23 protein-coding genes are annotated in these 24,824 nt (G+C 66.9%); 16 read left to right on the top strand and 7 right to left on the bottom strand.

The window, feature by feature from the left end:
* Positions 1–129: 129 nt before the first annotated feature.
* The 3 genes from ACVOKU_RS14470 (at position 130) to ACVOKU_RS14460 (ending at position 3,271) form a co-directional block, all read left to right on the top strand.
* Positions 130–591, top strand: a complete 462-nt coding sequence (locus ACVOKU_RS14470) for a DUF2846 domain-containing protein (protein ID WP_053518720.1) — start codon at positions 130–132, stop codon at positions 589–591.
* Between the two features lie 416 nt (positions 592–1,007).
* Positions 1,008–1,439, top strand: coding sequence for a CBS domain-containing protein (locus ACVOKU_RS14465; RefSeq protein WP_164137747.1), 432 nt, complete (start codon positions 1,008–1,010; stop codon positions 1,437–1,439).
* Between the two features lie 137 nt (positions 1,440–1,576).
* On the top strand, positions 1,577–3,271 hold the full coding sequence (locus tag ACVOKU_RS14460) for a hypothetical protein (protein ID WP_481560262.1): 1,695 nt from the start codon (positions 1,577–1,579) through the stop codon (positions 3,269–3,271).
* A 64-nt stretch (positions 3,272–3,335) separates the two neighbouring features.
* Here the strand turns inward: ACVOKU_RS14460 and ACVOKU_RS14455 are convergent, their stop codons facing one another.
* Positions 3,336–3,764 (bottom strand): VOC family protein, encoded by a 429-nt coding sequence (locus ACVOKU_RS14455; protein WP_481560261.1) that lies wholly within the window; start codon positions 3,762–3,764, stop codon positions 3,336–3,338.
* A 125-nt stretch (positions 3,765–3,889) separates the two neighbouring features.
* Entirely contained in the window at positions 3,890–4,408 is a 519-nt protein-coding gene (gloA, locus tag ACVOKU_RS14450) for a lactoylglutathione lyase (RefSeq protein ID WP_481560260.1), read from the bottom strand.
* 356 nt (positions 4,409–4,764) lie between these two features.
* On the opposite strand from gloA, the gene ACVOKU_RS14445 reads away from it, so the two are divergent.
* The 5 genes from ACVOKU_RS14445 to ACVOKU_RS14425 all read left to right on the top strand — a co-directional run bounded on the left by ACVOKU_RS14445 (position 4,765) and on the right by ACVOKU_RS14425 (position 11,747).
* Positions 4,765–5,172, top strand: a complete 408-nt coding sequence (locus ACVOKU_RS14445; protein WP_053518715.1) for a CopL family metal-binding regulatory protein — start codon at positions 4,765–4,767, stop codon at positions 5,170–5,172.
* Positions 5,173–5,266: 94 nt separating this feature from the next.
* On the top strand, positions 5,267–7,981 hold the full coding sequence (locus tag ACVOKU_RS14440) for a TonB-dependent receptor (RefSeq protein WP_481560259.1): 2,715 nt from the start codon (positions 5,267–5,269) through the stop codon (positions 7,979–7,981).
* Between the two features lie 55 nt (positions 7,982–8,036).
* Entirely contained in the window at positions 8,037–8,729 is a 693-nt protein-coding gene (locus ACVOKU_RS14435; RefSeq protein WP_481560258.1) for a hypothetical protein, read from the top strand.
* Entirely contained in the window at positions 8,726–10,537 is a 1,812-nt protein-coding gene (locus ACVOKU_RS14430) for a 2Fe-2S iron-sulfur cluster-binding protein (protein WP_481560257.1), read from the top strand. The genes ACVOKU_RS14435 and ACVOKU_RS14430 overlap by 4 nt, the downstream gene beginning before the upstream one ends.
* Before the next feature lie 97 nt (positions 10,538–10,634).
* On the top strand, positions 10,635–11,747 hold the full coding sequence (locus ACVOKU_RS14425) for a PLP-dependent cysteine synthase family protein (RefSeq protein ID WP_481560256.1): 1,113 nt from the start codon (positions 10,635–10,637) through the stop codon (positions 11,745–11,747).
* Between the two features lie 467 nt (positions 11,748–12,214).
* On the opposite strand, the gene ACVOKU_RS14420 is transcribed toward ACVOKU_RS14425, so the two are convergent.
* On the bottom strand, positions 12,215–12,619 hold the full coding sequence (locus ACVOKU_RS14420; protein ID WP_481560255.1) for a hypothetical protein: 405 nt from the start codon (positions 12,617–12,619) through the stop codon (positions 12,215–12,217).
* Between the two features lie 169 nt (positions 12,620–12,788).
* On the opposite strand from ACVOKU_RS14420, the gene ACVOKU_RS14415 reads away from it, so the two are divergent.
* Positions 12,789–14,819, top strand: a complete 2,031-nt coding sequence (locus ACVOKU_RS14415) for a M3 family metallopeptidase (RefSeq protein WP_481560254.1) — start codon at positions 12,789–12,791, stop codon at positions 14,817–14,819.
* 83 nt (positions 14,820–14,902) lie between these two features.
* Here ACVOKU_RS14415 and ACVOKU_RS14410 read toward each other — a convergent pair whose 3' ends face one another.
* Complete coding sequence (locus ACVOKU_RS14410; RefSeq protein WP_481560253.1) at positions 14,903–15,706, bottom strand: SDR family oxidoreductase; 804 nt, start codon at positions 15,704–15,706, stop codon at positions 14,903–14,905.
* Positions 15,703–16,269, bottom strand: a complete 567-nt coding sequence (locus ACVOKU_RS14405; RefSeq protein ID WP_164150708.1) for a DUF1415 domain-containing protein — start codon at positions 16,267–16,269, stop codon at positions 15,703–15,705. Before ACVOKU_RS14405 ends, ACVOKU_RS14410 begins: the two co-directional genes overlap by 4 nt.
* A 193-nt stretch (positions 16,270–16,462) precedes the next feature.
* On the opposite strand from ACVOKU_RS14405, the gene ACVOKU_RS14400 reads away from it, so the two are divergent.
* The 3 genes from ACVOKU_RS14400 (at position 16,463) to ACVOKU_RS14390 (ending at position 20,288) form a co-directional block, all read left to right on the top strand.
* Positions 16,463–17,929 carry a benzaldehyde dehydrogenase gene (locus tag ACVOKU_RS14400; RefSeq protein ID WP_481560252.1) on the top strand — a complete coding sequence of 489 codons (1,467 nt, stop codon included), beginning with the start codon at positions 16,463–16,465 and terminating at the stop codon, positions 17,927–17,929.
* A gap of 17 nt (positions 17,930–17,946) precedes the next feature.
* Positions 17,947–19,074: an NAD(P)-dependent alcohol dehydrogenase gene (locus ACVOKU_RS14395; protein WP_481560251.1), complete on the top strand. Its 1,128-nt coding sequence runs from the start codon at positions 17,947–17,949 to the stop codon at positions 19,072–19,074.
* Positions 19,075–19,190: 116 nt separating this feature from the next.
* A complete protein-coding gene (locus ACVOKU_RS14390; RefSeq protein WP_481560250.1) occupies positions 19,191–20,288 on the top strand; it encodes a helix-turn-helix domain-containing protein in 1,098 nt (365 codons plus the stop codon).
* A gap of 35 nt (positions 20,289–20,323) precedes the next feature.
* Here the strand turns inward: ACVOKU_RS14390 and ACVOKU_RS14385 are convergent, their stop codons facing one another.
* Complete coding sequence (locus tag ACVOKU_RS14385; protein WP_053519819.1) at positions 20,324–20,806, bottom strand: YajQ family cyclic di-GMP-binding protein; 483 nt, start codon at positions 20,804–20,806, stop codon at positions 20,324–20,326.
* Positions 20,807–20,925: 119 nt separating this feature from the next.
* On the opposite strand from ACVOKU_RS14385, the gene ACVOKU_RS14380 reads away from it, so the two are divergent.
* The 3 genes from ACVOKU_RS14380 (at position 20,926) to ACVOKU_RS14370 (ending at position 23,668) form a co-directional block, all read left to right on the top strand.
* Positions 20,926–21,822, top strand: coding sequence for a DMT family transporter (locus tag ACVOKU_RS14380; RefSeq protein ID WP_065175182.1), 897 nt, complete (start codon positions 20,926–20,928; stop codon positions 21,820–21,822).
* Between the two features lie 152 nt (positions 21,823–21,974).
* Positions 21,975–22,982 carry a methionine ABC transporter ATP-binding protein gene (locus ACVOKU_RS14375; protein ID WP_053519817.1) on the top strand — a complete coding sequence of 336 codons (1,008 nt, stop codon included), beginning with the start codon at positions 21,975–21,977 and terminating at the stop codon, positions 22,980–22,982.
* Complete coding sequence (locus ACVOKU_RS14370) at positions 22,979–23,668, top strand: methionine ABC transporter permease (RefSeq protein WP_481560249.1); 690 nt, start codon at positions 22,979–22,981, stop codon at positions 23,666–23,668. Before ACVOKU_RS14375 ends, ACVOKU_RS14370 begins: the two co-directional genes overlap by 4 nt.
* Positions 23,669–23,752: 84 nt before the next feature.
* Here ACVOKU_RS14370 and ACVOKU_RS14365 read toward each other — a convergent pair whose 3' ends face one another.
* Positions 23,753–24,355 (bottom strand): lipocalin family protein, encoded by a 603-nt coding sequence (locus ACVOKU_RS14365; RefSeq protein ID WP_053519815.1) that lies wholly within the window; start codon positions 24,353–24,355, stop codon positions 23,753–23,755.
* A 128-nt stretch (positions 24,356–24,483) separates the two neighbouring features.
* On the opposite strand from ACVOKU_RS14365, the gene ACVOKU_RS14360 reads away from it, so the two are divergent.
* Complete coding sequence (locus ACVOKU_RS14360; protein WP_481560248.1) at positions 24,484–24,804, top strand: hypothetical protein; 321 nt, start codon at positions 24,484–24,486, stop codon at positions 24,802–24,804.
* The last annotated feature ends 20 nt before the right edge of the window (positions 24,805–24,824 follow it).

Genomic DNA, 24,824 nt, shown 5'->3' with positions numbered 1-24,824 from the left:
CCATGCGACGATCCATGCCCTGCACAGTGATGCCGGAGCTTCATTTCACTATTGGCAGTGCACACCCGCAACGGGTGTGCCTGGCCATGTCCATTCCGCGCGCGATGGCGCGCATTACAGGGGCTGTAGATGAAAAAGCTGCATGGAGTCGCGTTGGCGGTGGCAATCAGTGCGCTGTCCGGTTGCGCGAGCGTTCCGATGACCGAGAAGAGCGTGGTGGACACGGCCAAGACCTTCCCGGCACCGCAGGACGGCAAGTCCGGGGTATATGTGTTCCGCAACAGTTTCGTCGGCAAGGCACTGAAGAAGGACGTGCTGATCGATGGGCAGTGCCTGGGCGAAACCGCCGACAAGGTGTTCTTCTATACCCAGGTTGCCGGCGACCAGGAACATGTGATCTCCACCGAGTCGGAGTTCTCGCCCAACGACCTCAAGCTGTTTACCGAAGCCGGTCGCAACTACTTCATCCAGCAGTCGATCAAGATGGGCGTGTTCGTTGGCGGCGCGAAGCTGACCGTGGTTCCGGAAGCGGAAGGCCGCAGCCAGGTGATGCAGCTGAAGATGGCCCAGAACGGGCGTTGCTCGAAGTAACCCCGGTGGCCGGCGGGAGGCTGCGCCTTTCGCCGGCCCACCCGAAGTGGGACGGCGCAGGGCCGTTCTGTCCGTGCCCGGCCGCGGAAGATCAATCTTGAGTGCGCGGAGCCGCCGGTGTTCAGCCTCGGTTTCAGCGGCGGTGCCATTCTCTGGATCGTCGGTGGGTTCCCACGACGAACTGTCCCATCGGTGCCGGTAGTGGCCGTGGTCGGCAGTCGTAGAATCGATCCGACCGAGATACGGGTTGCGCTGCCGGACCCGCCTCGTTGGCGTTGCAGCACGTGGTCTGCCGGTCCGGTCCAGGAGCGCGCAGCCTGTGCGCCAGACGTGCGCTGAAAGGTCTGTTCCCGGGGAGGGGGCGTATCGGAAGAGCACACTTTTTTGACTTCAGTGACCTGCACCAGGAAACAAGAATGAACGTCCGCGAACTCCTGCAATCCAAGAAAGAAGCTGTCATCACCATTGATGCGGAAGACACCATCGGTGCCGCCGCCCACAAGATGAGCGCGAACAAAATCGCTGCCCTGGTGGTGATGAAGGACGATGCCCCGGTCGGCATCATCTCCGAGAAGGACATCGTGCGTACCCTGGCCGATGACGGCCCGCAGGCCGGGCGCCGGGTGATCTCCAGCGTGCCCTCCACCGGTCTGGAAGGCATCGCGCCGGAGGCCACGCTGAAGCAGGCGATGTCGCTGATGACGTACTCGCGGCGCCGTCATCTGATGGTTACCGACGGCACGCGCCTGGTCGGCATCCTCAGCCTGGGCGACATCGTGAAGAACCTGCTGGGCGAGCTGGAACTGGAAAAGGCCGTGCTGCAGGACATCTACATGGCGGCGCATTGACGCTGCAACAGAAGCCTCGCTGGTAGCAGAACAACGGCCGGGTTCGGATGCACCTGGCCGTTCTCCTGTGCGCGCTTTGATTCGGCTAGTCTGATCAGGCGTGAACGTGCACGTTGCAGACAGCGAGAGGAAATGGAATGTTCCAGAATGCGAGAAGGGAATTACTGGGCCCGCTGCACAGCCTGCTGAAGCGACCGCTGGAGTTCCGCGCGGTGGACAGCATTGAAAAGCATCTGCGCCGGTTGCTTGAAACACGCCCGGACTACGACGCCCTGTGTGAGCTTGCGCGCTGGTACGACGCGCAGCGGGCTGCCGTATTGCCGCTGTTGCCGGCACTGCATGCGAAGTTGCAGGATCGGCTCTCCATCATCCTGCCTGCCGGTGCCTGTGTAGAGCGCATCGCGACCAGCGTGCGGCACGGGCAGGGCGGCGCCGAGCCGTTCCCGCAATGTGCGCAGGCATCGGCGCAGATCCAGCTGGAGCGCCTCTCCGACCTGCTGGAGCTTGCCCAGTGCGGAGCGGGCGATCCATCGCAGGACGACGTTGTATGCCAGACCCTGCAGGTCATGCTGCTGAGCGAGGCGCTTGCGCTGGTGCTTTCCGGATTGGCGTGCGCCTCCCGGCAGAGTGACGGATCGCTGCTGCTTGAACCCGGCGATGACCATAGCCTGGGTCTGCTGAAGCAGGTCTGGTTCGCGCGGTGGCTGGACAGCAACAGCGAGATGGCGTTGATGGTCCGTATTGCCGAGTGCTCCGCTCAGGCCGCAGGTCGTTCCACGCAACTGGATGAGTTGCTGACCCATGCGGTACTGGACCGGGCACTGACCGTCACCTGGGCGTTTCTGGAATCGGATGCCACCTCGAACAGAAGCATGGCCTTTGCCCATGACGCTGCTCGTCTGGTCGTTTTCATGCTTTCCCGCCATGGAGCAGGAGAGATGTTCATTGAACGAGCACAGATGCGCGAAGCGGATCTGGATGATGTCCTGCAGACCATCCTGGCGTGGCAGTCAAAAGGATTGAGAACCGATTGGATGGTGGTGCCGGGGCCGACGGGCTACATGCTGGCCGGTGGCTGGGACAAGGCGCTGCGCTGTATGCTGGTGCAGTTCGCGCAGTCGACCGGTGAGACCGAGCTGCTGCGCAGGCTGATCGGCGGTGATGGATTCGAACGGAACTACATCCGAAGCCGCCTGGAACGCCAGCTGATCCAGCCGCAGCGCTATTCCGTCCACGAGGGAATCCAGAAGCACCATGTAGTGAAGGATCCGCCAGCCGATCTGGATGTGGAATACATCCTTCACGACTCGCTGTTGCAGCATCACTACTTCATTCAGGCCAAGCACGCCGCCAGGGGCGAGGTGGGGTATCTGGACAGCGTGGTAGCGGCGCTGCAGAAGGATCTCAGCGATGGCCTGCGGCAGCTGCGAGGGGCCAAGGCCTGCCTGGAAGATGGCCGGCTGGAGCCCCTGTGGGGGTCACGCGGGTTGTCGGGCGTGACCGCCGCCAACAGCAGTTTCCTGCTGGTCCACAACATCGCGCATGTTGACCTGCAGGTGACCCACGATGGTATCGCGCTTTATGACTGGCGCACGCTGCGGAATCTACTGGATGACGCGGCCGTCACTGTCAGAAGGCCTGGGGAGCCGGAGGTCCTTCGGCGCGCTGCTTCACCACTGAGCGTCGCCAATCCAATGGATGTGGTGCAGACGTTGCTGTCCGAACACGGCATCTATGCGGGAGCCGGACAGGCCGCGTGGGCACCATTGGCGGTCACCAGTTCGATGGAGCTGGTGGCCGGCCGTGTGCATATGCGCGCATTGGGGATCTGAGGGCGCCGCGCGCATCCAAGCGGACACCGCGTCGGCACCGGGTAGCTCCGATCGCAACCAGGGCCTAGAACGTCACCTTGACCGATTCCGCGCTGTAGTTCGCCGGGCCGTGGTAAACCACCTCGATGTTGTTGCCATCCGGGTCCAGCACGAACGCCCCGTAGTAGCCCGGATGGTAGGGACGCTCGCCCGGCGCGCCGTTGTCGGTGCCGCCGGCGGCGATCGCGGCGGTGTGGAAGGCATCCACGGTGGCGGCATCGCGGGCCTGGAAGGCCAGGTGGTGGCGACCGGTCAACTGGCCGGCCGCAGCCTCGCTGCTGGCGCTGGAAATGAACAGCTCGTCGGCCCAGAAGAAGTCATCGCCTTCGCCGGCGATCGGGATGCCGATGGTGTCGAACACCGCCTGGTAGAAGCGGCGGCTGGCGGCCAGATCACGCACCACCAGCTGGATGTGGTCGATCAGGCGACCACGGTGCAGTTCCATCGTTTCCATACGAACCTCGCAAAAAAAGGGGACGGAGTCGGTAGCGCCGGGCCATGCCCGGCGAGCGCGCAGCGCGGCCTGCTCAAGGCCGCCGGGCATGGCCCGGCGCTACCGGAATTGTGCCCCTTTCCGGATCAGGCGTTGGCGATGATTTCCACCCAGTAGCCGTCAGGGTCCTTGATGAAGGCGATGTTCTTCATGCGACCGTCGGTCAGGCGCTTCTGGAACGGCACGCCCAGATCTTCGAAGCGCTGGCAGGCAGCTTCCAGCTCGGGCACCGATACGCAGATGTGGCCGAAGCCGCGCGGATCGCTGTTGCCGTCGTGGTAGACCGGACCGTCCTCGGCTTCAGTACCGTGGTTGTGGGTCAGCTCCAGCACGCCTGGCAGGCCGGCCATCCACAGCCGGCGCTCGGCATCGTCTTCCGGCACCACGGCACCGGACGGCACGTAGGCCAGGAAATACAGGCTGAACTGCGCTTCGGCGAAGTCACGCTTGTCGATCAGCCGGTAGCCCAGCACGCGGGTGTAGAAGTCCAGCGAGGCGGTGATGTCCTTCACCCGCAGCATGGTGTGGTTGAACACGAAGCCGGTGGTTTCGGCCGGGGTCTGGGCGGCGACGCCGGGGACCTGTTGGAGGGAAGAAAGGCTCATGATTCGCGTCCTGTCAGCAATGGAGGGGAACGACCCGCGGAGAGTGCCTGGAAGTTGCATCTGAAACCGGCAGTTGCCGGAGCCCGCACTTCGCTTGCATCCTCGTTGTCGATCTGGGATCGTCGGGTCATGTTGCAGCGCAGGATAATCGGTGTGCGTCCGCAATGGGATGAGCGCTTCCGCAACGCCGGGTGAAATGCCTGCAACCAGAGCAGTACGGCGCGGCAGTGGGACGCAGGGGAATCCGGCAGGGATGGCGAGACGCCCGCGCATCGTCGCGGGCGGTTGACAGCCCGTTGCCTGCCGCGCTAATGATGGTATGTATATACAAATAACCGAGGGTCTTCAGGGGTCCCATGCCTTACCGCCGATGGCTGCCGCTGCTGCTGATGGCCGTGCTCCTCTTCGAAGGTGTCTTCGGAGCGTGGGCGGGGACGCGCATGGCGCTGCCTGGCGGGGACGCTGCAGGCTCCGCGGGCCGGGCGATTGCGGGCTGCCAGGCAACACCGCGCAGCGCGGCACCGGCGTCGGGCCACACCCGCCATGATCAGGCGCCGGTGGCCGCCGGCGATGTGCACAAGGATCACTGCAGCTGTGTCGACGCGGCCGGCTGCGACTGCCGCTGCCTGTTGAGTCTCTACCCTCCGATGCCATCGCTGCTGCTGCCCAGCGCCCATCCGCGCATCGCGCTGGACATTGCGCTGCCGGCACTGATCCTGCCTGCCAGCAAACTCTCCCGCGTATTCCGACCTCCCATCGCCTGAGCGGCTGTCCCCGCGTCGACATGACGCCGTCGTGTCCCTTTGCCCGAATCGCGGCGGGGGCACCCAGAGACAGTATTCCTGCGGGAGAGAGAACATGTATCTGAAGTCCAATGCCATGGCTGCGGCCATCGGCAGTCTGCTGTGCGTCTGCGTTGTCCACTCCGTCGCCGCGCAGGACGCGCAGTCGCCCGATGCGAAGGCACGCACGCTGGATACCGTGCAGGTGACCGGCAGCCACATCAAGCGCGCGCAGCTGTCAGGCGTCGGCCCGGTGAGCGTGGTCGATGCCGAGGCCATCGAACGTTCCGGCGCCACCTCGGTGGAAACCCTGCTGCAGCGCCTGCCGGCCTCGGCAGGGTTCGCGGGCAGCCAGAGCAATGCGTACTGGGCCGAGAACGGCTACGGCACCACCCAGGTCAATCTGCGCGGTCTCGGCATCAACCGGACCCTGGTCCTGCTCAACGGTCGGCGCATCGTGAATGGCGGCACCGGCGCCAACAGTTCGGTCGACCTCAATGTCATTCCGGTCTCGCTGATCGAGCGCGTGGAGGTGCTCAAGGACGGTGCCTCGGCAATCTATGGCGCCGATGCGGTGGCTGGCGTGGTCAACATCATCACCAAGCAGGGATTCGAGGGTGCCGAAGCGGTGGTGCGCTATGGCCAGACCAGCCAGGGCGACGGCGAGGAAACCTCGGTCGACGTCAGCTGGGGCGTCAGCAGCGAACGCGGCTCGCTGATGGCTGCGGTCAGCTACTTCGACAGCGGCGCGGTCAACATGGCCTCGCGCGCGCCCTGCGGCCTGATCGAATCCGATGGCCGGCTGGTCTGCTCCGGCAGTTCGTCCACCATCGGCGGCCGCGCGCTGCTGGCAGATGGCCGACGGGTCAACTTCAACCAGGTGCCGGGGGGCGACGGCGATTTCTACGAGCCCTATTCGGCGGCCAAGCACAACTACAACGGCAATCCCACGCTCAACGCGGTCAATCCGATCGAGCGGCTCAGCCTGAGCGTGTTCGGCGACAGCCAGTTGAATGACAGCACACGCGCGTTCATCGAAGCGATGTACACCAACCGCCAGTCCAGGCAGCTGGCGACCTCGGGTGGACTGGGCGTCTACCGGCCGATCAACATCGCCGCCGATCATCCGACCAATCCCACCGGGCAGGATCTGCTGCTGCAGCGCCGGCGCCTGGAAGAGGCCGGTCCCCGCCACTTCTTCCAAGAGACCGACACCTACCGCGTGGTAGCAGGCCTGAAAGGCCAGTTCGGCACCAGCTGGGACTGGTCGGTGGCCTTCAACTGGGGGCGCAACACCGGCGTGGATGGTTCGGACAACGTCGCCAACCTCGATCGCGTCGACCAGACGCTGGACCGGTCCCTGTGCAGTACCGCGCCTGGCGCAGCGATTCCCTGCGGCGACTATCTCGGCTACGGGGACCTGAGCCGCGACGTGCTGGATTACATCCTGTACACCTCGCGCGATACCGGCGGCAACGAGCAGAAGAGCTTCACCGCCAATCTCAGCGGGCAGATCTTCGAGTTGCCGGCAGGCTGGGTGGGATTCGCCGCGGGCGTGGAGGTGCGCAGGGAGCGCGGTTGGCGTGATCCGGATCCGTTGACCGTGCTCGGCATCGGCAACACCAACCAGCAGGACCCGATCGCCGGGCGATATACGGCCAAGGAAGCGTACATGGAGCTGGCGGTACCGCTGCTGCAGGACGCGGTCATCGCAGATTCGCTGTACCTCAACCTGGCCGGCCGCGTGTCCGACTACGACCTGTTCGGGCGCGACTTCAACTACAAGGCCGGGCTGGACTGGCAGGTCAGCCCTTCGCTGAAGCTGCGCAGCACCTATGCCACGGCATTCCGCATTCCCAACATTCCCGAACTGTTCGGTGGCGTATCCGAGGGCAACCTCACCACCACCGACCCCTGCAGTGGCTGGAGCGGACTGCCGGCCAGCTCGATCGTGCGTGCGAACTGCCAGGCCGATGGCGTGCCGGCCGGCTACGTGCAGCCGGGCAACACCATCCTGACCACGTCCGGCGGCAATGCGGATCTCGAGCCGGAAGATGCGACCTCCTTCACCGCCGGGGTGGTGTGGACACCCACGTTCGCACCCGGGCTGACGCTCACCCTGGACTACTACCGCATCCGCATCGAGAACGCGATCCAGCGCATCGCCGGTTCCACCAAGCTGGCCATCTGCTACAACACTCCCTCGCTGGCGCATCCGTTCTGCGACGCCAGCAACTTCACCCGCGACCCGCGCACCGGTGAAGTGAACTACCTGTCGTCGCAGCCGGTGAACACGGCCGATGAACAGGTCAGTGGCTACGACCTGGGCGCACTCTACGAGTTCAAGCCGTGGGGCATGGACGCCAGCATCAGTGCCGACATCTCCTACCTTCAGCGTTATGACGTGCGCCCGTATGCCGGAGCAGAGGTGATCACGTATGCCGGCAGGATCACCGGCGGCCGTGGCAGCTATGCCAAGTGGCGTGGACTGATGTCGATGAACGCGTCCCGTGGGCCATGGTCTGGTACCTGGACCACCCAGTACATCGGCCGGGCCGACGACATCAATGCCGCGCGTGGCGACATCGGTGATCATGCGCCCTCGGTGTTCTATCACAATCTCCAGCTGAGGTACGCGGTCAGCAAGGCGCTGGATGTGGCGCTGGGCGTGGACAACGTCTTTGATCGCTCGGCGCCGTTCATCCAGAGCTATACCGACGCCAACACCGACACCATGACCTACGACCTGCTCGGTCGTCGCTGGTATGCACGCATCGGCTACCGCTGGTGATCGCACGTGCCCCCGTCGCCTGCGGCGGGGGTGCTCCGCAAGGGAGACAAGGTAGATGAAACCCGCATTCTGGGCGCGCCGCGCCCATAAATGGATCGGACTGGTGATCGGTGTGCAGGCGCTGTTGTGGATGCTCAGCGGGGTCTACATGACCGTGGTGCCGCTGCAGGTGATCCATGGCGACCACCTGGCGCATGTCCGTGGCGAACCGCTGGCGCCGGTGCATGATCGGGTCGGTGTCGATGTGCTGGCCGCGCGTTATCCCGGCCTGCAGTCGTTCCGCCTCAAGCGGCTGCTGGAGCGTGAGGTCTACGACGTGCAGCGCGGACCGGAACGCTTCCTGGTCGATGCCCGCAGTGGAGAGCGCCTGCCGCGGCTGGACCGGGAGGGCGCCATCGCGCTGGCCACAGCGCTGTACCAGGGCGCAGGCGAGGTCGCGCGGGTGGAATGGGTGACCCGTGCGCCGTCGGAAGTGAAGACGCGACCGGTGCCGATGTGGGCCGTCCATTTCGCTGACCGCGGAAGCACCACGCTGTACCTGTCACCGGACAGCGGTGAACTGCTGGCGCGCCGGCACAGCCTGTGGCGCTGGTTCGATTTCCTGTGGATGTTCCACATCATGGACTACGAGCAGCGCACCGACGTCAACAATGGCCTGCTGCGCGTCGCATCGGTGATCGGGCTGGCATTCGGCCTCAGTGGCGTGTGGCTGCTGTTCTACAGCTTCGGCCAGAGGAGGCGCGCATGACGCCGTGGCTGCGCCGGCTGCACAGGTGGATCGGGGTGCTGGTGGGACTGCAGTTCCTGGTCTGGCTCGGCAGTGGACTGGGCATGAGCCTGCTTGACCCGGACCGGATCGCTGGCACTTCGCAGCGGGCTGCGCCCGCGGCGCCCCTGGCATGGCCGGCAGATGCCGTCTCACCGGCCGATGCACTGCGTGCTGCGCGGCGGCCGGCCGCGACCCTGGACAGCGGCTGGCTGCTGCAGACGCCGGTGTATCGACTGCAGTCAGCGGAAGGCACCGAGGTGATCGATGCGCGTGATGGCAGGCGCATCACCATCGATCCAGTGATCGCGCTGCGCGTCGCGCAGGCCGCCTACCGTGGCCAGGGCGTGCCCGCAGCGCCGGTGCATCTGGCGCACAGTCTGGAGACGCGCGGCCATCCCGACGCGGTGTGGCGGGTGGACTTCGGCGATGCGCAGGACACCACCGTCTACGTCTCCGCCGACAGTGGACAGGTGCTCGAGCATCGCACCGCAACGTGGCGGCTGTTCGATGTGTTCTGGATGCTGCACATCATGGACTACGCCGCGCGGGCCAACTTCAACAATCCGCTGGTGGTGGGGATGGGGCTGGGGGGGCTGTGGATGGCCTTGACCGGCGCGTGGCTGCTGCTGGCGAGCGTCCGCCTGCATGAGTTCGTTCCACATCGATGGCGCAGCCGCCGGCAGTTGGCAGTGTTCGCCCCGGGAGGCACCCACCTGCGCACCGTGGCCGCGGCGCAGGGGGACAGTGTCTACCTGGCGCTGGCCCGCGAAGGCGTGAACCTGCCCTCCAACTGCGGCGGCGGGCAGAGCTGTGGACTGTGCGAAGTCCGGGTCCGCGGACCGGCTGGAACGCCTTCCGCCGCAGATCGGGCGCACCTGGCAGGATCGCGTCTGAAGGTCGGCTGCCGGCTCGCCTGCAACCTGCAGGTGGGGGCGGATATGGAGATCGAGGTAGCCGGCGGTGCCAGCCTGTGGACCGAGCATGAGGCAACGGTCGAGCGGATCGAAGCGGTGACCCCGTTCCTGCGCGAGATCCACCTGCGTCCGGACCACGCCGCCGACGCACTCTATCAACCCGGCTGCTACCTGCAGCTGCATGTGCCCGAATACGAGCTGCCCCGTTCCGCGCTCTGGCATCCGGACGAACACCGGCAGGACTGGGCACCGTTGGCCCTGCCGGAAACACTGCACAACAAGGCGGCGGTGCGTCGTTCGTACTCGCTGGCGATGCCGGTTGCCGCCGAAGCGGGGCGCCTGGTGCTGCTGGCCCGGTTCAGCCCCGGCTGGCAGCAGGGCAAGCGGCATCCGCCGGGCAAAGGGTCCAGCTATCTGTACGCGTTGCGCCCCGGCGATCGCGTCCGCTACAGCGGACCGTTCGGTGACTTCGCGCTCAGCGGCGTGTCCCGGGAAAAGATCTTCATCGGAGCCGGCGCCGGCATGGCGCCGCTGCGGGCGATGATCGAGCAGCGGCTTTCCGAGGGAGGGCAGGAGCGCATCCACTACTGGTACGGTGCCCGCAGCGACCGCGATTGCCCCTACATGGCGCAGATGCAGGCCCTGCAGGCAGCGCACGCGAACTTCAGCTGGCATCCCGTCTGGTCCGGGCAGGGAACCGGCCGGCGCGTGCATGACGCCATCCATGAGGATCTGCTGCAGCGGCATCCGGATCTTTCCGGCTGCGAGTTCTACCTGTGCGGGCCACCACCGATGCTGGCCGCAACCCGGCAGCTGCTGCACCGGCTGGGGGTGGCGGAAGAGCGGATCGCATACGACGATTTCAAGATCTGAAGTGGAGGCGCCGTGGCCGTGCAGGGCGGCCGCGGCGCCCGTTGCAGCGGTGCGGGCGGAGTAGAATGCGCAGCTGTACTCACCGAAGTGGCGTTCCATGTCCCAGCGCGCCTGGGTGGCTGCGGCCATCCGCAAGATCGAAGCCGATTTCAACCGGTCCGCCGATACCCACCTGATCCCGATGGCGCTGCCCGGGTTCGAAGGCATCGATGTCTACCTGAAGGATGAATCCAGCCACCCCACCGGCAGCCTGAAGCACCGCTTGGCGCGTTCGCTGTTCCTGTACGCGCTGGCCAATGGCTGGCTGCGCGAAGGGCGACCGGTGATCGAGGCGTCGAGCGGCTCGACCGCCGTGTCCGAAGCGTATTTCGCACGCCTGCTGGGGTTGCCCTTCATCGCGGTGATTCCGGCCACGACCTCGCCGGAAAAGATCGCGGCCATCGAATTCCAGGGTGGGCGCTGCCACCTGGTCGAGCGCGCCTGTGATCTCAACTGCGAATCGGAACGGCTGGCGCGCGAAACCGGCGGTCACTTCATGGACCAGTTCACCTACGCCGAACGGGCCACCGACTGGCGCGCCAACAACAACATCGCCGAGTCCATCTTCAAGCAGATGGCCGAAGAGCCCAGCCCGGTACCCGAGTGGATCGTGTGCAGCCCAGGCACCGGCGGCACCGCGGCCACGCTGGGCCGCTACGTCAGCTACCGGCGGCATGACACCCGCATCCTCTGCGCGGATCCGGAGATCTCGGTGTTCTTCGAGGGCTACCAGGCGGCGGTGGCGGGCGAGCAGCAGTGGCGTGACCTGACCTGCAGCGGTGGCTCCCGTGTGGAAGGCATCGGCCGACCGCGGGTGGAGCCGAGCTTCATTCCGACCAGCGTCGATGCGATGGTGAAGGTGCCGGATGCATTGAGCCTGGCGGCCATGCGCCACGTCAGCCGGCAGCTCGGTCGGCGCGTGGGAGGCTCCACCGGCACCAACTTCATCGGTGTGCTGCAGGCGGCGCAGTGGATGCGCGAAGCCGGCCGCCACGGCAGCATCGTCAGCATCCTGTGCGACAGTGGCGAGCGCTACGCGCAGAGCTATTACGACCCGGCGTGGTACGCACGACAGGGCATTGATGTGGACGCTGCCGATGCGCAGCTGGCCGCGGCCGTGGCTGGTCAGGGTCTGCCTGCGCTGCCGTGCTGCAGCCTGGAAGCGCTGTAAGCCTGCGGTGCCTCCGCCGGGCATGGCCCGGCGCTACCAGAGCCCGTCGATCGCGGTAGCGGCGTATCAGAGCGGTCGATCGCGTTAGCGCGGGGCCACGCCCGGCGAGCGCAGCGGCGCATCAGGGCCCGTCAACCGCGGTAGCGCCGGGCCATGCCCGGCGAGCGCAGCGGCGTATCAGAGCCCGTCGATCCCGGTAGCGCCGGGCCACGCCCGGCGAGCGCAGCGGCGTATCAGAGCGGTCGATCGCGGTAGCGCCGGGCCACGCCCGGCGAGCGCAGCGGCGCATCAGGGCCCGTCCACCGCCGTAGCGCCGGGCCATGCCAGGCGAGCGCAGCGGCGCATCAGAGCCCGTCGATCCCGGTAGCGCCGGGCCACGCCCGGCGAGCGCAGCGGCGCATCAGGGCCCGTCAACCGCGGTAGCGCCGGGCCATGCCCGGCGAGCGCAGCGGCGTATCAGAGCCCGATCAGCACCCCGCCGCAGTGAACGCGTCGAGCACCGCATCGCGCAGCGCATCAGGCAGCGCCTCGATGTCCATCGCGCGATCATCCAGGTGCAGCCGTGGGTCCAGGCTGCTGATGCGGTCCTGGGCCAGCGCCTGCAGCCACAGCAGCACGCAGATCACGAACTCACGCTCGTGCCCCGGGTGCAGGTGGCGGGCACCGCGTTCGATCACCTCGAACGGGTACCACTCCTGCTCATCGTTGAGGATGCCGCCCTGCTGCATGAGCACCTGCAGCTCCTGCAGATGGCGCCGGGCATCATCGCCGGGATCGCACAATGTGGCGATCCAGGACAACTCCTCCGCGCTGGCAGACAGCGCCAGCGACCGGGCCGGCAACGCGGTTGCAACCTGAGCCAGACCTTCCATGTGGGGCCTCTATCGGCATGTTCCGCTGCGGACTCCCCCGCAGCCAGAGCTTCCGCGCGATACCGTAAGGCCGACGTGAATGATCGGCGCGCACCCCTTGTCTGCGGCCCCGGCCAGCGCCATATCCACTGGGCTGCCCGCCCCTCGGGCCCGTAACTGGAGATCTGCCGTGACCGCTGCCAACCCCCTGCTCGATTTCTCCGGCCTGCCGCGCTTCGAGGCGATCCGCCCCGAGCACGTGGCGCCGGCGCTGGACGTGCTGCTGGCCGAGGCCGAGGCCGCCGTCAACGCAGCCGAGCAGGTGCAGCCGGTCCGCTGGGACACCTTCGTGGTCCCGCTGGAAGATGCCACCGAGCGGCTGTGGCGCGCCTGGGGCCTGGTCGGCCACCTGCAGGGCGTGGTCAATACGCCGGAACTGCGCGAGGCCTACAACAGCAACCTGCCGCGGGTGACCCGCTTCGCCAGTGCGCTGGGCCAGAACCTGGCGCTGTACCGCCAGTACCAGGCACTGGCCACCGGCCCGGAGGCGGGGACCTTCGATGAGGCCCGGCGCAAGGTGCTGGACAATACGTTGCGCGACTTCCGCCTGGGGGGCGCGGAGCTGGCGCCGGACGCCCAGCAGCGGTTCGCCGCGATCAAGGAAGAACTGTCGGCGCTGTCCGCGAAGTTCTCGCAGAACGTGCTGGACGCCACCGATGCGTGGTCGTTGATCGTGGAAGACGAAGCACGCCTGGCCGGCGTGCCGGACGACGTGAAGGCTGCCGCGCGTGCGGCAGCGGCGAACGATGGCAGGGACGGTTGGAAGCTGACGCTGCAGATGCCGTGTTACCTGCCGGTACAGACCTGGGCCGAAGACCGTGACCTGCGCGAGATCCTGTACCGGGCCAGCGCGCAGCGCGCTTCCGAATTCGGCGATGACGCGCTGGACAACAGCGGCAACATCGACCGCATCCTGGCCCTGCGTGCCGAACTGGCCGCACTGCTCGGCTTTGATTCCTACGCCGACTACTCGGTGGCCACCAAGATGGCGCAGGACCCGGCCGAAGTGCTGGGCTTCCTGCGTGACCTGGCGGCGCGCGCCAAGCCGTTCGCGGCCAGGGACCGTGCCGAGCTGGAGCAGTTCGCGCGTGAACACCTGGGCATCGACAGCCTGCAGGCCTGGGACCTGGCGTTCGCGGCTGATCGCCTGAAGCAGGCGCGCTACAGCTATTCCGAGCAGGAGGTGAAACAGTACTTCACCGAGCCGAAGGTGCTGGGTGGATTGTTCTCGGTGATCGAGCAGCTGTATGGACTGCGCGTGCAGGAGGACAGCGCGCCGGTCTGGCACGAGGACGTACGCTTCTTCCGCCTGGTCGATGCGCAGGGCGCGCTGGTAGGCCAGTTCTATCTGGATCTGTACGCCCGCGAGGGCAAGCGCGGCGGTGCGTGGATGGACGATTGCCGCAACCGGCGCGAGCGTGCCGATGGCAGTGTGCAGACGCCGCTGGTGTATCTGGTGTGCAACTTCGGTCGCGGTGCCAACGGCAGGCCGGCTACGTTCAGCCACAATGAAGTGACCACGCTGTTCCATGAAATGGGCCATGGCCTGCACCAGCTGCTGACCCGGATCGGTGAGCTGGGTGTGGCCGGCATCAATGGCGTGGAATGGGACGCGGTGGAGCTCCCCAGCCAGTTCATGGAGAACTTCTGCTGGGAATGGGACCACCTGCAGGGCATGACCGCGCACGTGGACACGGGTGAACCGCTGCCACGTGCGCTGTATGAGCGCATGCTGGCCGCGCGCAATTTCCACAGCGGCATGGCGACTGTCCGCCAGCTGGAGTTCGGCCTGTTCGACATGCTGCTGCACAGCCAGTTCGAGCCCACGCAGGACAGCGTGCTGGCACTGCTGGAGCGCGTGCGCGGCGAAGTGGCGGTGAATCATCCGCCAGCCTGGAACCGCTTCCCGCATCAGTTCAGCCACATCTTCGCCGGTGGCTATGCGGCCGGCTACTACAGTTACAAATGGGCCGAGGTGCTCAGTGCCGATGCCTATGCGGCGTTCGAGGAAGCACCGCAGGCATTGGCCGCGACCGGTGCACGTTTCCGCGACGAGATCCTCTCGCGCGGGGGCAGCCGTCCAGCGGCCGAGAACTTCAAGGCCTTCCGTGGCCGTGCGCCGCAGATCGATGCGCTGCTGCGCCATTCGGGCATGGCGTAAGCCGCTCTGGTAGGTGCCAACCTTGGTTGGCACTTCCTGGCAATGGTGCGGACCAAGGTCCGCACCCACCGGAAAGCGGTGCTCTATTCGGCGTAGATCATCCTGCGGGTCATGCCGCCGTCGACGATGAAATCCTGGCCGGTGGTGAATCCGGACAGCGGCGACAACAGATACACCGCCAGCGCGCCGATGTCTTCCGGGCGGCCGACGCGGCCGACCGGATGCTGTGCGTGGTCGATGGCCGAATACTCGGGCGCATGGCGCCGGGAGGGCGCCTGCCACTCGCTGGTGCCGATCCAGCCCGGACTGATGCTGTTCACCCGTACCGCCGGTCCGGTGCTGATTGCCAGCGCGTGGGTGAAGGCCACCAGTCCGCCCTTGGCCGCGGCATAGGCTTCGCTATGGGCTTCGGACTGCCGGGCGCGGGTCGAGGCGATGTTGATGATGGCGCCGGCGCCACCGGATGACAGTGCCGGCAGGGCATGCCGGCTGCACAGGAACGCGCCATGCAGCGATGACAGGCGGCGCTGCCATTCGTCCCACGCCATGTCCTGCAGCGGCGTACCGTGCGCACCGGCGATGCCGGCATTGTTGACCAGGCCATCGATGCCGCCAAACCGCTGCACCGCCGTGGCGATGAACGCGCGCACGCTGGCTTCGTCGGTGATGTCCAGGGGCTGGAACGCCGCATCGTCATCGCGCTGCCATTCGGCCAGGCAGGCGTGGCCGGCTTCCGTATCCAGATCACCGATCAGCACGCGGCCGCCGGCACCGAGCACGGCCTGGGCGATGCCGCGGCCGATGCCATTGGCGCCACCGGTGACCAGCACCACCTTGCCCGCCAGCGGCGCGGCAGGCCAGGCAGCGATCGGCGGAGCCGCGCTCATGACAGGTCTTCGCCACGCAGGCGGCGATGCCAGCCGTCCACGCCGATGCGGTCCAGCGTCTGGATGTTGCGCTCGACGATCACGTCCGGATCGGGGAAGGCGTCCACCGCGCGTGCCACGCTGTCCTCGCGCAGCAGGTGCAGCGTGGGATAGGGCGCGCGGTTGGTGTAATTGCTGGCGTCGTTGGCGGCCACGCCTTCGAACTGGTAGTCCGGATGGAAGCTGGCCACCTGCAGGATGCCCTGCAGATCGAGCGCCTCGATCGCCGCGTCGGCGTTGTCGAGGAAGTCGTTGTAGTCCAGGAAATCCGTCAGCACCTGCGGGTGCACGATCAGGGTGGTGTCGATCTGCTCGGCCGGCGTGTCCCGCAGCAGCACCAGTTCTTCGGCCAGCTGTTCGACCAGTGCTTCGGGGGTCGTGGCATCACTGAGCACGAAGCGGACCTGGTCCTTTACATATACGGCCTTGGCGAACGGACACAGGTTCAGGCCGATGACGATGCGCTCCAGCCACAGGCGGGTGGCGGCGATCGGGTCGTCGGTGGGCAGGGCGGTATCGGTCATGGCGGGCACATCGGCGGGCGAGGTCGCCATTGTAGGCAGTGTGCCGCCGCTGCGCTGTTCACTGTGCAGGAACTGGACAGTCGCCATGCTGCAAATCCCCGCCGATTCAAGCCTTTGCAGGCCACCGGCAGATGGCCGATTGCCTGCTGCGGGCGGTAGGCGTGGAATGGACGCACGACACAGGAGGACACCCATGACTGCATCTTCTCCGTGGCTGCCGGACGCCCTTTGGGCCGGCGCCCTCTTCGATGGCCGGTGGCAGGCGGCCGCGCAACGGCAGCCGGTGATCGAGCCGGCCACCGGTAACACGCTCGGCCAGATCGGCCTGGCCGACCCGGCGCAGGTGGCGCGCTCGGCGGCGGCCGCTGCGCAGGCGCAGCAGGCGTGGGCGGCGGCGCCGTACGAACAGCGCGCTGAAGTGCTGCGCAAAGCGGCACGCCTGGCCGAAGAACACATCGACACCCTGGTCGAATGGCTGGTACGCGAAAGCGGCTCCACCCGCCTGAAGGCCGGTTTCGAAGCCAAGGTGACCATCAAGGCATTGCACGAGGCTGCGGCGCTGCCGTCGCGCAGCACCGGCGAGATTCTGCCTTCCGAGCCGGGCCGGCTGAATCTGGCGCGGCGCCGACCGCTGGGCGTGGTAGGGGTCATCTCGCCTTTCAACTTCCCGCTGTATCTGGCCATGCGCGCGGTGGCGCCGGCCATCGCACTGGGCAACGCGGTGGTACTCAAACCTGACCCGCGCACAGCGGTGTGCGGCGGGGCGGTGATCGCACGCCTGTTCGAGCAGGCCGGCCTGCCGGCAGGCGTTCTGCACATGCTGCCCGGTGATGGCGCGGCCGGCGCTGCGCTGACCAGCGATCCGCACGTGGCGATGATCCAGTTCACCGGCTCCACCGCCGCCGGGCGCAAGGTCGGAGAAGCGGCGGGCAAGCATCTGAAGAAGGTCTCGTTGGAGCTGGGCGGCAAGAACTCGCTGATCATCCTCGACGATGCCGACCTCGACCTGGCGGTGGCCAACACCGCGTGGGGGGTCTACCTGCATCAGGGCCAGATCTGCATGGCGACCGGCCGCGTGCTGGTGCAGCGGAAGATCCACGCCGCGTTCCTGCAGAAGCTGGTGGCCAAGGCCAATTCATTGAAGGTGGGCGATCCGGCGCGCGAAGACGTGGCGATCGGTCCGCTGATCAATGCCGGCCAGCGCGACCACGCCACGCGCGTGGTCGCGCAGGCAGTGCAGGCCGGTGCCTCGCTGGAGGCCGGAGGTATCCATCGCGATCTGTTCTTCGCGCCGACCGTGCTTGGCAACGTCGCCGCTGACAATCCGGCGTTCAACGAAGAAATCTTCGCGCCGGTGGCGGTGGTGGTGCCGTTCGACGATGACGACGATGCCGTGCGCCTGGCCAACGACAGCGAGTACGGCCTGTCGATGGCCATCGTTTCCAGCAATGTCGGCCGCGCACTGAAGCTCGGTGAGCGCCTGCGCACCGGGCTGCTGCACATTAACGATCAGACCGTGAACGACGAGGTGATCAATCCCTTTGGCGGCGTCGGAGCATCCGGCAATGGCACCAGTATCGGCGGCCCCGCCAACTGGGAGGAGTTCACGCAGTGGCAGTGGTTGACCGTCAAGGGCGAGGCGCCCGCTTATCCGATCTGATCGAAGGAGCCATCACGATGAACGACAATACGACAACACGCGAGATCACCGCTGCAGTGGTCCGCGGCAAGGAACAACCCTTCGTCATCGAGCAGGCCCGGCTGCGCGGCCCGCAGGAGGATGAGGTCCTGGTGAAGGTGGTAGCCACCGGCCTGTGCCACACCGACCTGATCGTGCGCGATCAGTACTACCCGGTGCCGTTGCCCGCGGTGCTGGGTCACGAAGGCGCCGGCGTCGTGGAGGCGGTCGGCCCCAACGTAAAGGAACTGAAAGCAGGGGATCACGTGGTGCTGACCTATGGCGCCTGCGGCCACTGCAATCCGTGCCGGGGCGGTCATGGCGCCTACTGCAGGGATTTCTTCGCGCTGAACTTTGGTGGCGATGATGGCCACGGCCATACCGCCATCACCGATGCGCAGGGTCAGCCGTTGCACGACCATTTCTTCGCGCAGTCTTCGTTTGCCACCTATGCGCTGGCGCGCGAGATCAATGCGATCAAGGTGCCCGACGATGCGCCTCTGGAACTGCTGGGCCCGCTGGGCTGCGGTATCCAGACCGGTGCCGGCGCGGTACTCAATTCGCTGAAGGTACGCTCGGGCAGCAGTTTTGCCAGCTACGGTGCCGGCGCAGTCGGTCTGAGTGCGGTGATGGCGGCCAAGGTCGCCGGTGCCACGACCATCATCGCCATCGATGTGGTGCCGTCGCGGCTGGCACTCGCGCTGGAGCTGGGCGCCACCCACGTGGTCAACAGCCGCGAGACCGATGTGGTCGAGGCCGTGCGCGCCATCACCGGCGGTGGCGCTGATTTCGCGCTGGAATCGACCGGTCGCCCGGAGGTGCTCTCTGCGGGTATCGAGGCCTTGGGGGGCTTGGGCATGATGGGCGTGGTCGGTGCACCGAAGCTGGGCACGACCGCCAGTTTCGACGTGAACAACCTGCTGCTGGGTGGCCGCAGCATCCGTGGCATCGTGGAAGGTGACAGTGTGCCGCAGGTGTTCATTCCGCAGCTGGTCACGCTGTTCCAGCAGGGCCGCTTCCCGTTCGACAGGCTGGTGAAGTTCTACCCGCTGGAGCAGATCAACCAGGCGGCCGAGGACAGCACCCGGGGCATCACCCTGAAGCCGATCCTGCGTATCGCGGCGTGATCTGAGGGCAGGGCTGCAGGGCTTCGCCCTGCACCTGCCGGATGGGCGGCAACCGCAGGCCAATACCTCATCGGAGCGTAACGTGGTGTTGCCGCTGGCGGGTGTACGCTGCGCCCATGATCGCAACCTCCGTAGGGCAACAGCAGCTGGTAGCGGTACGCGCGGCCTTTGCCGAGGGCGATGCGCGCTCATTGAACGTGTTGCCGCAGCCGTTGCAGCAGTCGTGGATGCGCTCGCGCGCGGCTGGCCTGCAGCCCGGGCAGGAACCGGTCTACCTGCCGTTGCAGAGCGATGGCCGGCATCTGCCCCAGCGCGACGACCGTCGCCTGGCGCGCTGCGTGCAACCGGAGCTGGAACAGCTGTGGGCCGCTTTCGGGGGACGTGGCTGGACGATGTTCTGCGCCAACCGCGAGGGCATGGTGATCGCGCAGCAGGCGCATGGCCTGGAAGACTCGCCCCTGCTGCGGCCGATCCAGGTCGGGCGGCGGCTGGGCGAAAGCGAGATCGGCACCACCGCGCCGGCGGTCAGCCTGGCCGACGACCTGCCTGCGCTGGTGCGCGGCAATGAACATTACCTGCAGCGTTTTGCTCCGGTGTTCTGCCTCAGTGAACCCCTGCACGATCTCGACGGGCAGGTATGCGGGGTGATCGATATCACCGGGCTGGGCGAGCGCGATCCTTCGCTGCTGCAGGGCTATTTCCGACAGGCCGCACTGGCCAGCGAGAATCGCCTGTTCCACACGCTTGCCGATGTGCACCTGCTGGCGCTGCAGCATGATCCGCGCTGGCTGGCGTCACCCTTGCAGGGGCTGCTGGCGGTGCAGGAGGATGGCCAGCTGCGCGCCGCCAACCGTGTGGCCCGGCGTCTGTTGGGCCTGCCGCGGCGCGGGCCACTGCCGTTGCTGGATCTTGCAGCGGTGTTTGCCGGTGCCAGTGCCGCACAGCGGCGGCGCCTGCTGCAGCCGGGGGCGCCGCATCGGGTCCGGTTGGGCGAGGGCAGTGCGATCTACCTGCAGCATCTGCAGGCGCCGCGCAAGGTCGCTGGCAACAGCGTGCGACGGTCTTCACCGGCGACGATGGCGGCGCCGGCGCTGCGCGATCAGCAGCGTGAAGCGGCGCGCCGGGCGGCGCAGGCGGCGGACGGCAATCTCAGTCTGGCCGCACGCCAGCTGGGCATCTCGCGCACCACGCTGTACAAGCTGCTGCGTGATTGATCGAGCGCGGTGCCGGGCCACGCCCGGCGGAGCAGTCAGTCGCGGAAATTGTTGAACTGCAGCGGCAGCTCGAACTTGCCGGCCTTCAGTACTGCGATCGCGTCCTGCAGATCGTCGCGCTTCTTGCCCTGCACGCGCAGCTTGTCGCCATTGATCTGGCTTTCCACCTTCAGCTTGGCGTCCTTCAGTGCGGCGGCGATCTTCTTGGCCACCTTCTGCTCGATGCCCTGCTTGACGGTGATCTTCTGCCGCGCCTGCGCCAGATTGGTCTCGATGTCGCCGAACTCCAGGCTCAGCACGTCGATGCCGCGCGCTGCCAGACGCGCACGCAGGATGTCGTTCATCTGCTTGAGCTGGAACTCGGTCGGCGCGAACTGGTTGATGACATCGCCATCACGCTCGAACTTGGCGTCCACGCCCTTGAAATCGAAGCGGGTGCTCAGTTCGCGGTTGGCCTGGTCGATGGCGTTGGTCAGCTCGTGGGTGTCGACTTCGGAGACGACGTCGAAGGAAGGCATGGGCGATGCTCCACAGAATTCAGTGCGGGCATTCTATCGCGCCGGCCAGCGTGCCCGCTTCCCGTGGTGCCGGGCGTCGCAGCAACGGCATCCCGCCGCTGGCTCGGCGATAATGGGCCATGAACGTGCAACGCTCCCCCTCGCGCGCGGTGGCCTGGATGGTCGCCGCGGTCGCCTGCTTCTCCCTGATGGACGCCGGCATGAAGCAGCTGGCGGCCAGCTATCCCACCCTGCAGGTGACCTTCCTGCGCGGCGCGGCGTCGTTGCCGTTCGTGCTGGTCTGGGTGCTGGTCAGCGCGGGCCCGCGGTCTCTGGTGCCACGTCGCTGGGGCCTGCATCTGCTGCGTGGCGCGCTGGGCATGGCGATGATCGGCTGCTTCGTGTTCGCGTTGCGCGATCTGCCACTGTCCACCGCCTACACCATCTACTTCGTCGCGCCGCTGCTGATCGCGGCCCTGTCGGTGCCGCTGCTGGGCGAACGGGTCGGACCGCGTCGCTGGGTGGCCATCGGCATCGGCCTGGTCGGCGTGCTGGTGGTGCTGCGGCCCGGCGTGGATGGGTTCATCTCGGTGCCGGGCCTGATGGTGCTGGCCGCGGCCACCGCCTACGCCGTTGCCGCGATCACGGTCAGCCTGCTGACCCGTACCGACACCTCGCAGTCGATGGTGGTCTGGTTCCTGGTCATCATGGCGATCGGCGCGGGCCTGCTGGCGATTCCCGGCTGGAGGCCGCTGCTGCTGGCGCACGCGCCGCTGATCGCAGGCATGGGGCTGGCCGGTGCGCTGGGTCAGATCGCCTTGACCAAGGCCTTCCAGCTGGGCGAGGCATCCATGATCGCGCCCCTGGAGTACAGCGGCCTGGTCTGGGTGATCGGATGGGATCTGGCTTTCTGGGGGCAGTTGCCGGACGGCTACACCTGGGTGGGGGCGGCGATCATCGTGGCGTCGGGCCTGTACCTGCTGCACCGCGAGCGGGTGAACCGCCAGCAGCCGCCGAAGCCGCTGGATCATCCCTGAACCGGTTTGGCCGGGAGCGGGGTCAGAGCCCCTGCCGGAGGAGGCGTCTTAGAACCAAAAGGAATAACATTCTGGTCCATGGCGCGGGCGCGCGACCGCCGGCGCTGGTAGGCTGCACGCCCCCTTCTGTCGCCTGCCGGTGAGCCGCTCCCGTGATCGAGTTCCAGCGCCTGCACAAATCCTATGCCGTTGCCGGCCGCGCGGTCAGCGCGCTGCAACCGCTGGACCTGACCATCGAGGCCGGCGAGGTCTTCGGCATCATCGGTCATTCCGGTGCCGGCAAATCGACGCTGATCCGCATGATCAACCGCCTGGAAGAGCCTTCCGGTGGCCGACTGCTGATCGGCGGCGAGGACATCACCACGCTGGATGCCGACGGCCTGCGCTCGCTGCGTCGGCGAATCGGCATGATCTTCCAGCACTTCAACCTGCTGTCCTCGCGCACGGTGGCGGGCAACGTCGCCTTCCCGCTGGAGCTGGCCGGTACACCGAAGGCGGAGATCGACAGCCGGGTGGCCGAACTGCTGCAGACCGTCGGCCTGCAGGCACACGCACAGAAGTACCCGGCGCAGCTGTCCGGAGGCCAGAAGCAGCGCGTGGGCATCGCCCGTGCCCTGGCCACCCGTCCGCAGATCCTGCTGTGCGACGAGGCCACCAGTGCTCTCGACCCGCAGACCACCGCGTCGGTGCTGGCGCTGCTGTCGAAGATCAACCGCGAGCTGGGCCTGACCATCGTGCTGATCACCCACGAGATGGATGTGATCCGCCGCGTCTGCGACCGGGTGGCGGTGCTCGATGCCGGCCAGCTGGTGGAGACCGGTCCGGTCACCCAGGTGTTCCTGCATCCGCAGCATCCCACCACCCGCCGTTTCGTCAGCGAATCGGAGCATGTGGACGAAGGAACGCTGCACCGTGATTTCGACGCCGTGAGTGGGCGCATCGTGCGCCTGACCTTCCTCGGTGGCGATACCTACGAACCCCTGCTGGGCAGCATCGCGCGCCAGACCGGGGTCGATTACAACATCCTGTCCGGGCGTATCGACCGGATCAAGGACACGCCGTATGGCCAACTGGTCGTGGCCCTGGTCGGTGGCGATCACGCCGCCGCGCAGGCCGCGTTCGTGGCCGCTGGCGTGCATGTCGAGGAACTGCGTCGATGATCATTGCTGCTGCGGACGGATTCTTCCGCCACCTGGACGCCGGCAAGTGGGCCGATATCGGCCAGGCCACCATCGACACTCTGCTGATGCTGGCCGGTTCGCTGCCCCTGACCCTGGCCATCGGGCTGCCGCTGGGCGTGCTGCTGTACCTGTTCGGTGCGCCGCAGATGAAGCGTCGTCCGTTCGCCTATGGCGTGCTGGCGCTGGTGGTCAACCTGCTGCGCTCGGTGCCCTTCATCATCCTGATGATCGTGCTGATTCCGGTGACGCTGTTCATGATGGGAACGTCGCTGGGTGTTCGCGGCGCGATCGTGCCCCTGGTGATCGGTGCCGCACCGTTCTATGCGCGGCTGGTGGAAACCGCGCTGCGCGAAGTGGACCGTGGGGTGATCGAGGCGACCCAGGCGATGGGCGCAACCACATGGCAGCTGGTCACCCGTGTGCTGCTGCCGGAAGCGCGGCCGGGCCTGATCGCAGGTGCCACGGTCACGACCGTTGCGCTGATCGGCTTCACCGCCATGGGCGGTGCGATCGGCTCGGGCGGCCTGGGCGATCTGGCGTTCCGTGATGGCTACCAGCGTTCGCACACCGACGTCGCCCTGGTGACCGTGGTGCTGCTGCTGGTGCTGGTGCAGCTGCTGCAGATGCTCGGCGACCGGCTGGTCGCACATTACACCCGCTGGTAAGTGGTCCGTCCGCCGGGCTGGGCCCGGCGCTACCCTGCCACGCGGACGTTCCCGTAGCGCCGGGCCATGCCCGGCGGGGCCATCTCACCGTGCGTTTGGCACTTCGTAGCCCAGTTTGCCGACCTGGTCCGGGCGCTGCGGCACCCGCTTGAGCTTGTCGGTATTCACTCCGTACTCGTCGCGCAGGCGCTCGGCCAGCTCCTTGTACAGCGTCTTGTCCATGTCAGGCCGGCGGGCAAAGATCCACGCCATCTCGCGGCCCGGATAGCCGATCAGTGCCCAGGAGTAATCCGGCGCCACTTCCAGAACGCGCGAATGGGTCGGCACCACGCGGTAGAACCAGGTCCGCCAGCCATGGTTGCCGCTGTCCGGGTCGACGCTGGCACGCGCGCGGATCTCCTGTTGCGGTTCGCTGAAACCGTTGCGGTAGCGGTAGGTGATGGCAACCTTGTGGTCGTCGCGCAGCGCGTACTCGTTGACGCTGGCAACGTGACCGCGCTCGACGAAGTTCGGCACGCGGCCGATCACGTACCAGGTGCCCATGAAACGTTGCAGGTCGATCGGCGCGTTCGGATCGGGGGCGCGGGGCGCCGCGGCACGCGGCGACGGCGGATCGCTGGCAGCCAGCGCCGGGCCCGCCAGGGACAGGGCCAGCAGCACGGCGCAGAGCGGGCGGATCGAAGTCATGCGGGAGCGGGCTCCAGTGGGCTTGCACGCGCATGGTCGACTGTGTGCACGCGGTCCGTCAATGGTGTCGCAGCGTATGAGAAGGCCCTTGCCCAAGCTGTGTTGCATTGTCCACCGGAGAAACCCGCATGAGCGCACGCCTCACACGCCGCCCCTCGACTGAACGCGTCAGCGAACGCGCCGATCCGCGCCTGCTGCGGGGTGTACAGCACCTGGCACTGGCCGGCGTCGCACTGGTCCTGGTGTGGCCGGCCGCCCGTGGCAGCAATGCCTGGCTGGGTTGGCTGCCCCTGTGGCTGATCGGCATGCCGCTGGTGGCCTGGTGGGCGTTGCTGCGCTGCCCATTGCCGTCGCTGCGGCGGCGGTCGTCGCGTCGTACCGGTGGACAGGCGCGCCGCCGGAGCGCAGCCGGCGCGCGCGGCCGGCGCGGCGCGTCGGCGGCGGCCTGACCTTCGACACGGGGGCGGTG

It is taken from the genome of Stenotrophomonas sp. STEN147, from assembly GCF_056757995.1.
This window is presented reverse-complemented; position numbering and strand designations above follow the sequence as displayed.

Coding starts and splice junctions, on each gene's coding strand:
- ACVOKU_RS14460 (WP_481560262.1), top strand. CDS start 1,577: ATGTTCCAGAATGCGAGAAGGGAATTACTGGGCCCGCTGCACAGCCTG.
- ACVOKU_RS14400 (WP_481560252.1), top strand. CDS start 16,463: ATGACTGCATCTTCTCCGTGGCTGCCGGACGCCCTTTGGGCCGGCGCC.
- ACVOKU_RS14465 (WP_164137747.1), top strand. CDS start 1,008: ATGAACGTCCGCGAACTCCTGCAATCCAAGAAAGAAGCTGTCATCACC.
- ACVOKU_RS14445 (WP_053518715.1), top strand. CDS start 4,765: ATGCCTTACCGCCGATGGCTGCCGCTGCTGCTGATGGCCGTGCTCCTC.
- ACVOKU_RS14410 (WP_481560253.1), bottom strand. CDS start 15,706: ATGAGCGCGGCTCCGCCGATCGCTGCCTGGCCTGCCGCGCCGCTGGCG.
- gloA (WP_481560260.1), bottom strand. CDS start 4,408: ATGAGCCTTTCTTCCCTCCAACAGGTCCCCGGCGTCGCCGCCCAGACC.
- ACVOKU_RS14390 (WP_481560250.1), top strand. CDS start 19,191: ATGATCGCAACCTCCGTAGGGCAACAGCAGCTGGTAGCGGTACGCGCG.
- ACVOKU_RS14380 (WP_065175182.1), top strand. CDS start 20,926: ATGAACGTGCAACGCTCCCCCTCGCGCGCGGTGGCCTGGATGGTCGCC.
- ACVOKU_RS14385 (WP_053519819.1), bottom strand. CDS start 20,806: ATGCCTTCCTTCGACGTCGTCTCCGAAGTCGACACCCACGAGCTGACC.
- ACVOKU_RS14405 (WP_164150708.1), bottom strand. CDS start 16,269: ATGACCGATACCGCCCTGCCCACCGACGACCCGATCGCCGCCACCCGC.
- ACVOKU_RS14425 (WP_481560256.1), top strand. CDS start 10,635: ATGTCCCAGCGCGCCTGGGTGGCTGCGGCCATCCGCAAGATCGAAGCC.
- ACVOKU_RS14395 (WP_481560251.1), top strand. CDS start 17,947: ATGAACGACAATACGACAACACGCGAGATCACCGCTGCAGTGGTCCGC.
- ACVOKU_RS14470 (WP_053518720.1), top strand. CDS start 130: ATGAAAAAGCTGCATGGAGTCGCGTTGGCGGTGGCAATCAGTGCGCTG.
- ACVOKU_RS14360 (WP_481560248.1), top strand. CDS start 24,484: ATGAGCGCACGCCTCACACGCCGCCCCTCGACTGAACGCGTCAGCGAA.
- ACVOKU_RS14430 (WP_481560257.1), top strand. CDS start 8,726: ATGACGCCGTGGCTGCGCCGGCTGCACAGGTGGATCGGGGTGCTGGTG.
- ACVOKU_RS14365 (WP_053519815.1), bottom strand. CDS start 24,355: ATGACTTCGATCCGCCCGCTCTGCGCCGTGCTGCTGGCCCTGTCCCTG.
- ACVOKU_RS14420 (WP_481560255.1), bottom strand. CDS start 12,619: ATGGAAGGTCTGGCTCAGGTTGCAACCGCGTTGCCGGCCCGGTCGCTG.
- ACVOKU_RS14435 (WP_481560258.1), top strand. CDS start 8,037: ATGAAACCCGCATTCTGGGCGCGCCGCGCCCATAAATGGATCGGACTG.
- ACVOKU_RS14370 (WP_481560249.1), top strand. CDS start 22,979: ATGATCATTGCTGCTGCGGACGGATTCTTCCGCCACCTGGACGCCGGC.
- ACVOKU_RS14440 (WP_481560259.1), top strand. CDS start 5,267: ATGTATCTGAAGTCCAATGCCATGGCTGCGGCCATCGGCAGTCTGCTG.
- ACVOKU_RS14455 (WP_481560261.1), bottom strand. CDS start 3,764: ATGGAAACGATGGAACTGCACCGTGGTCGCCTGATCGACCACATCCAG.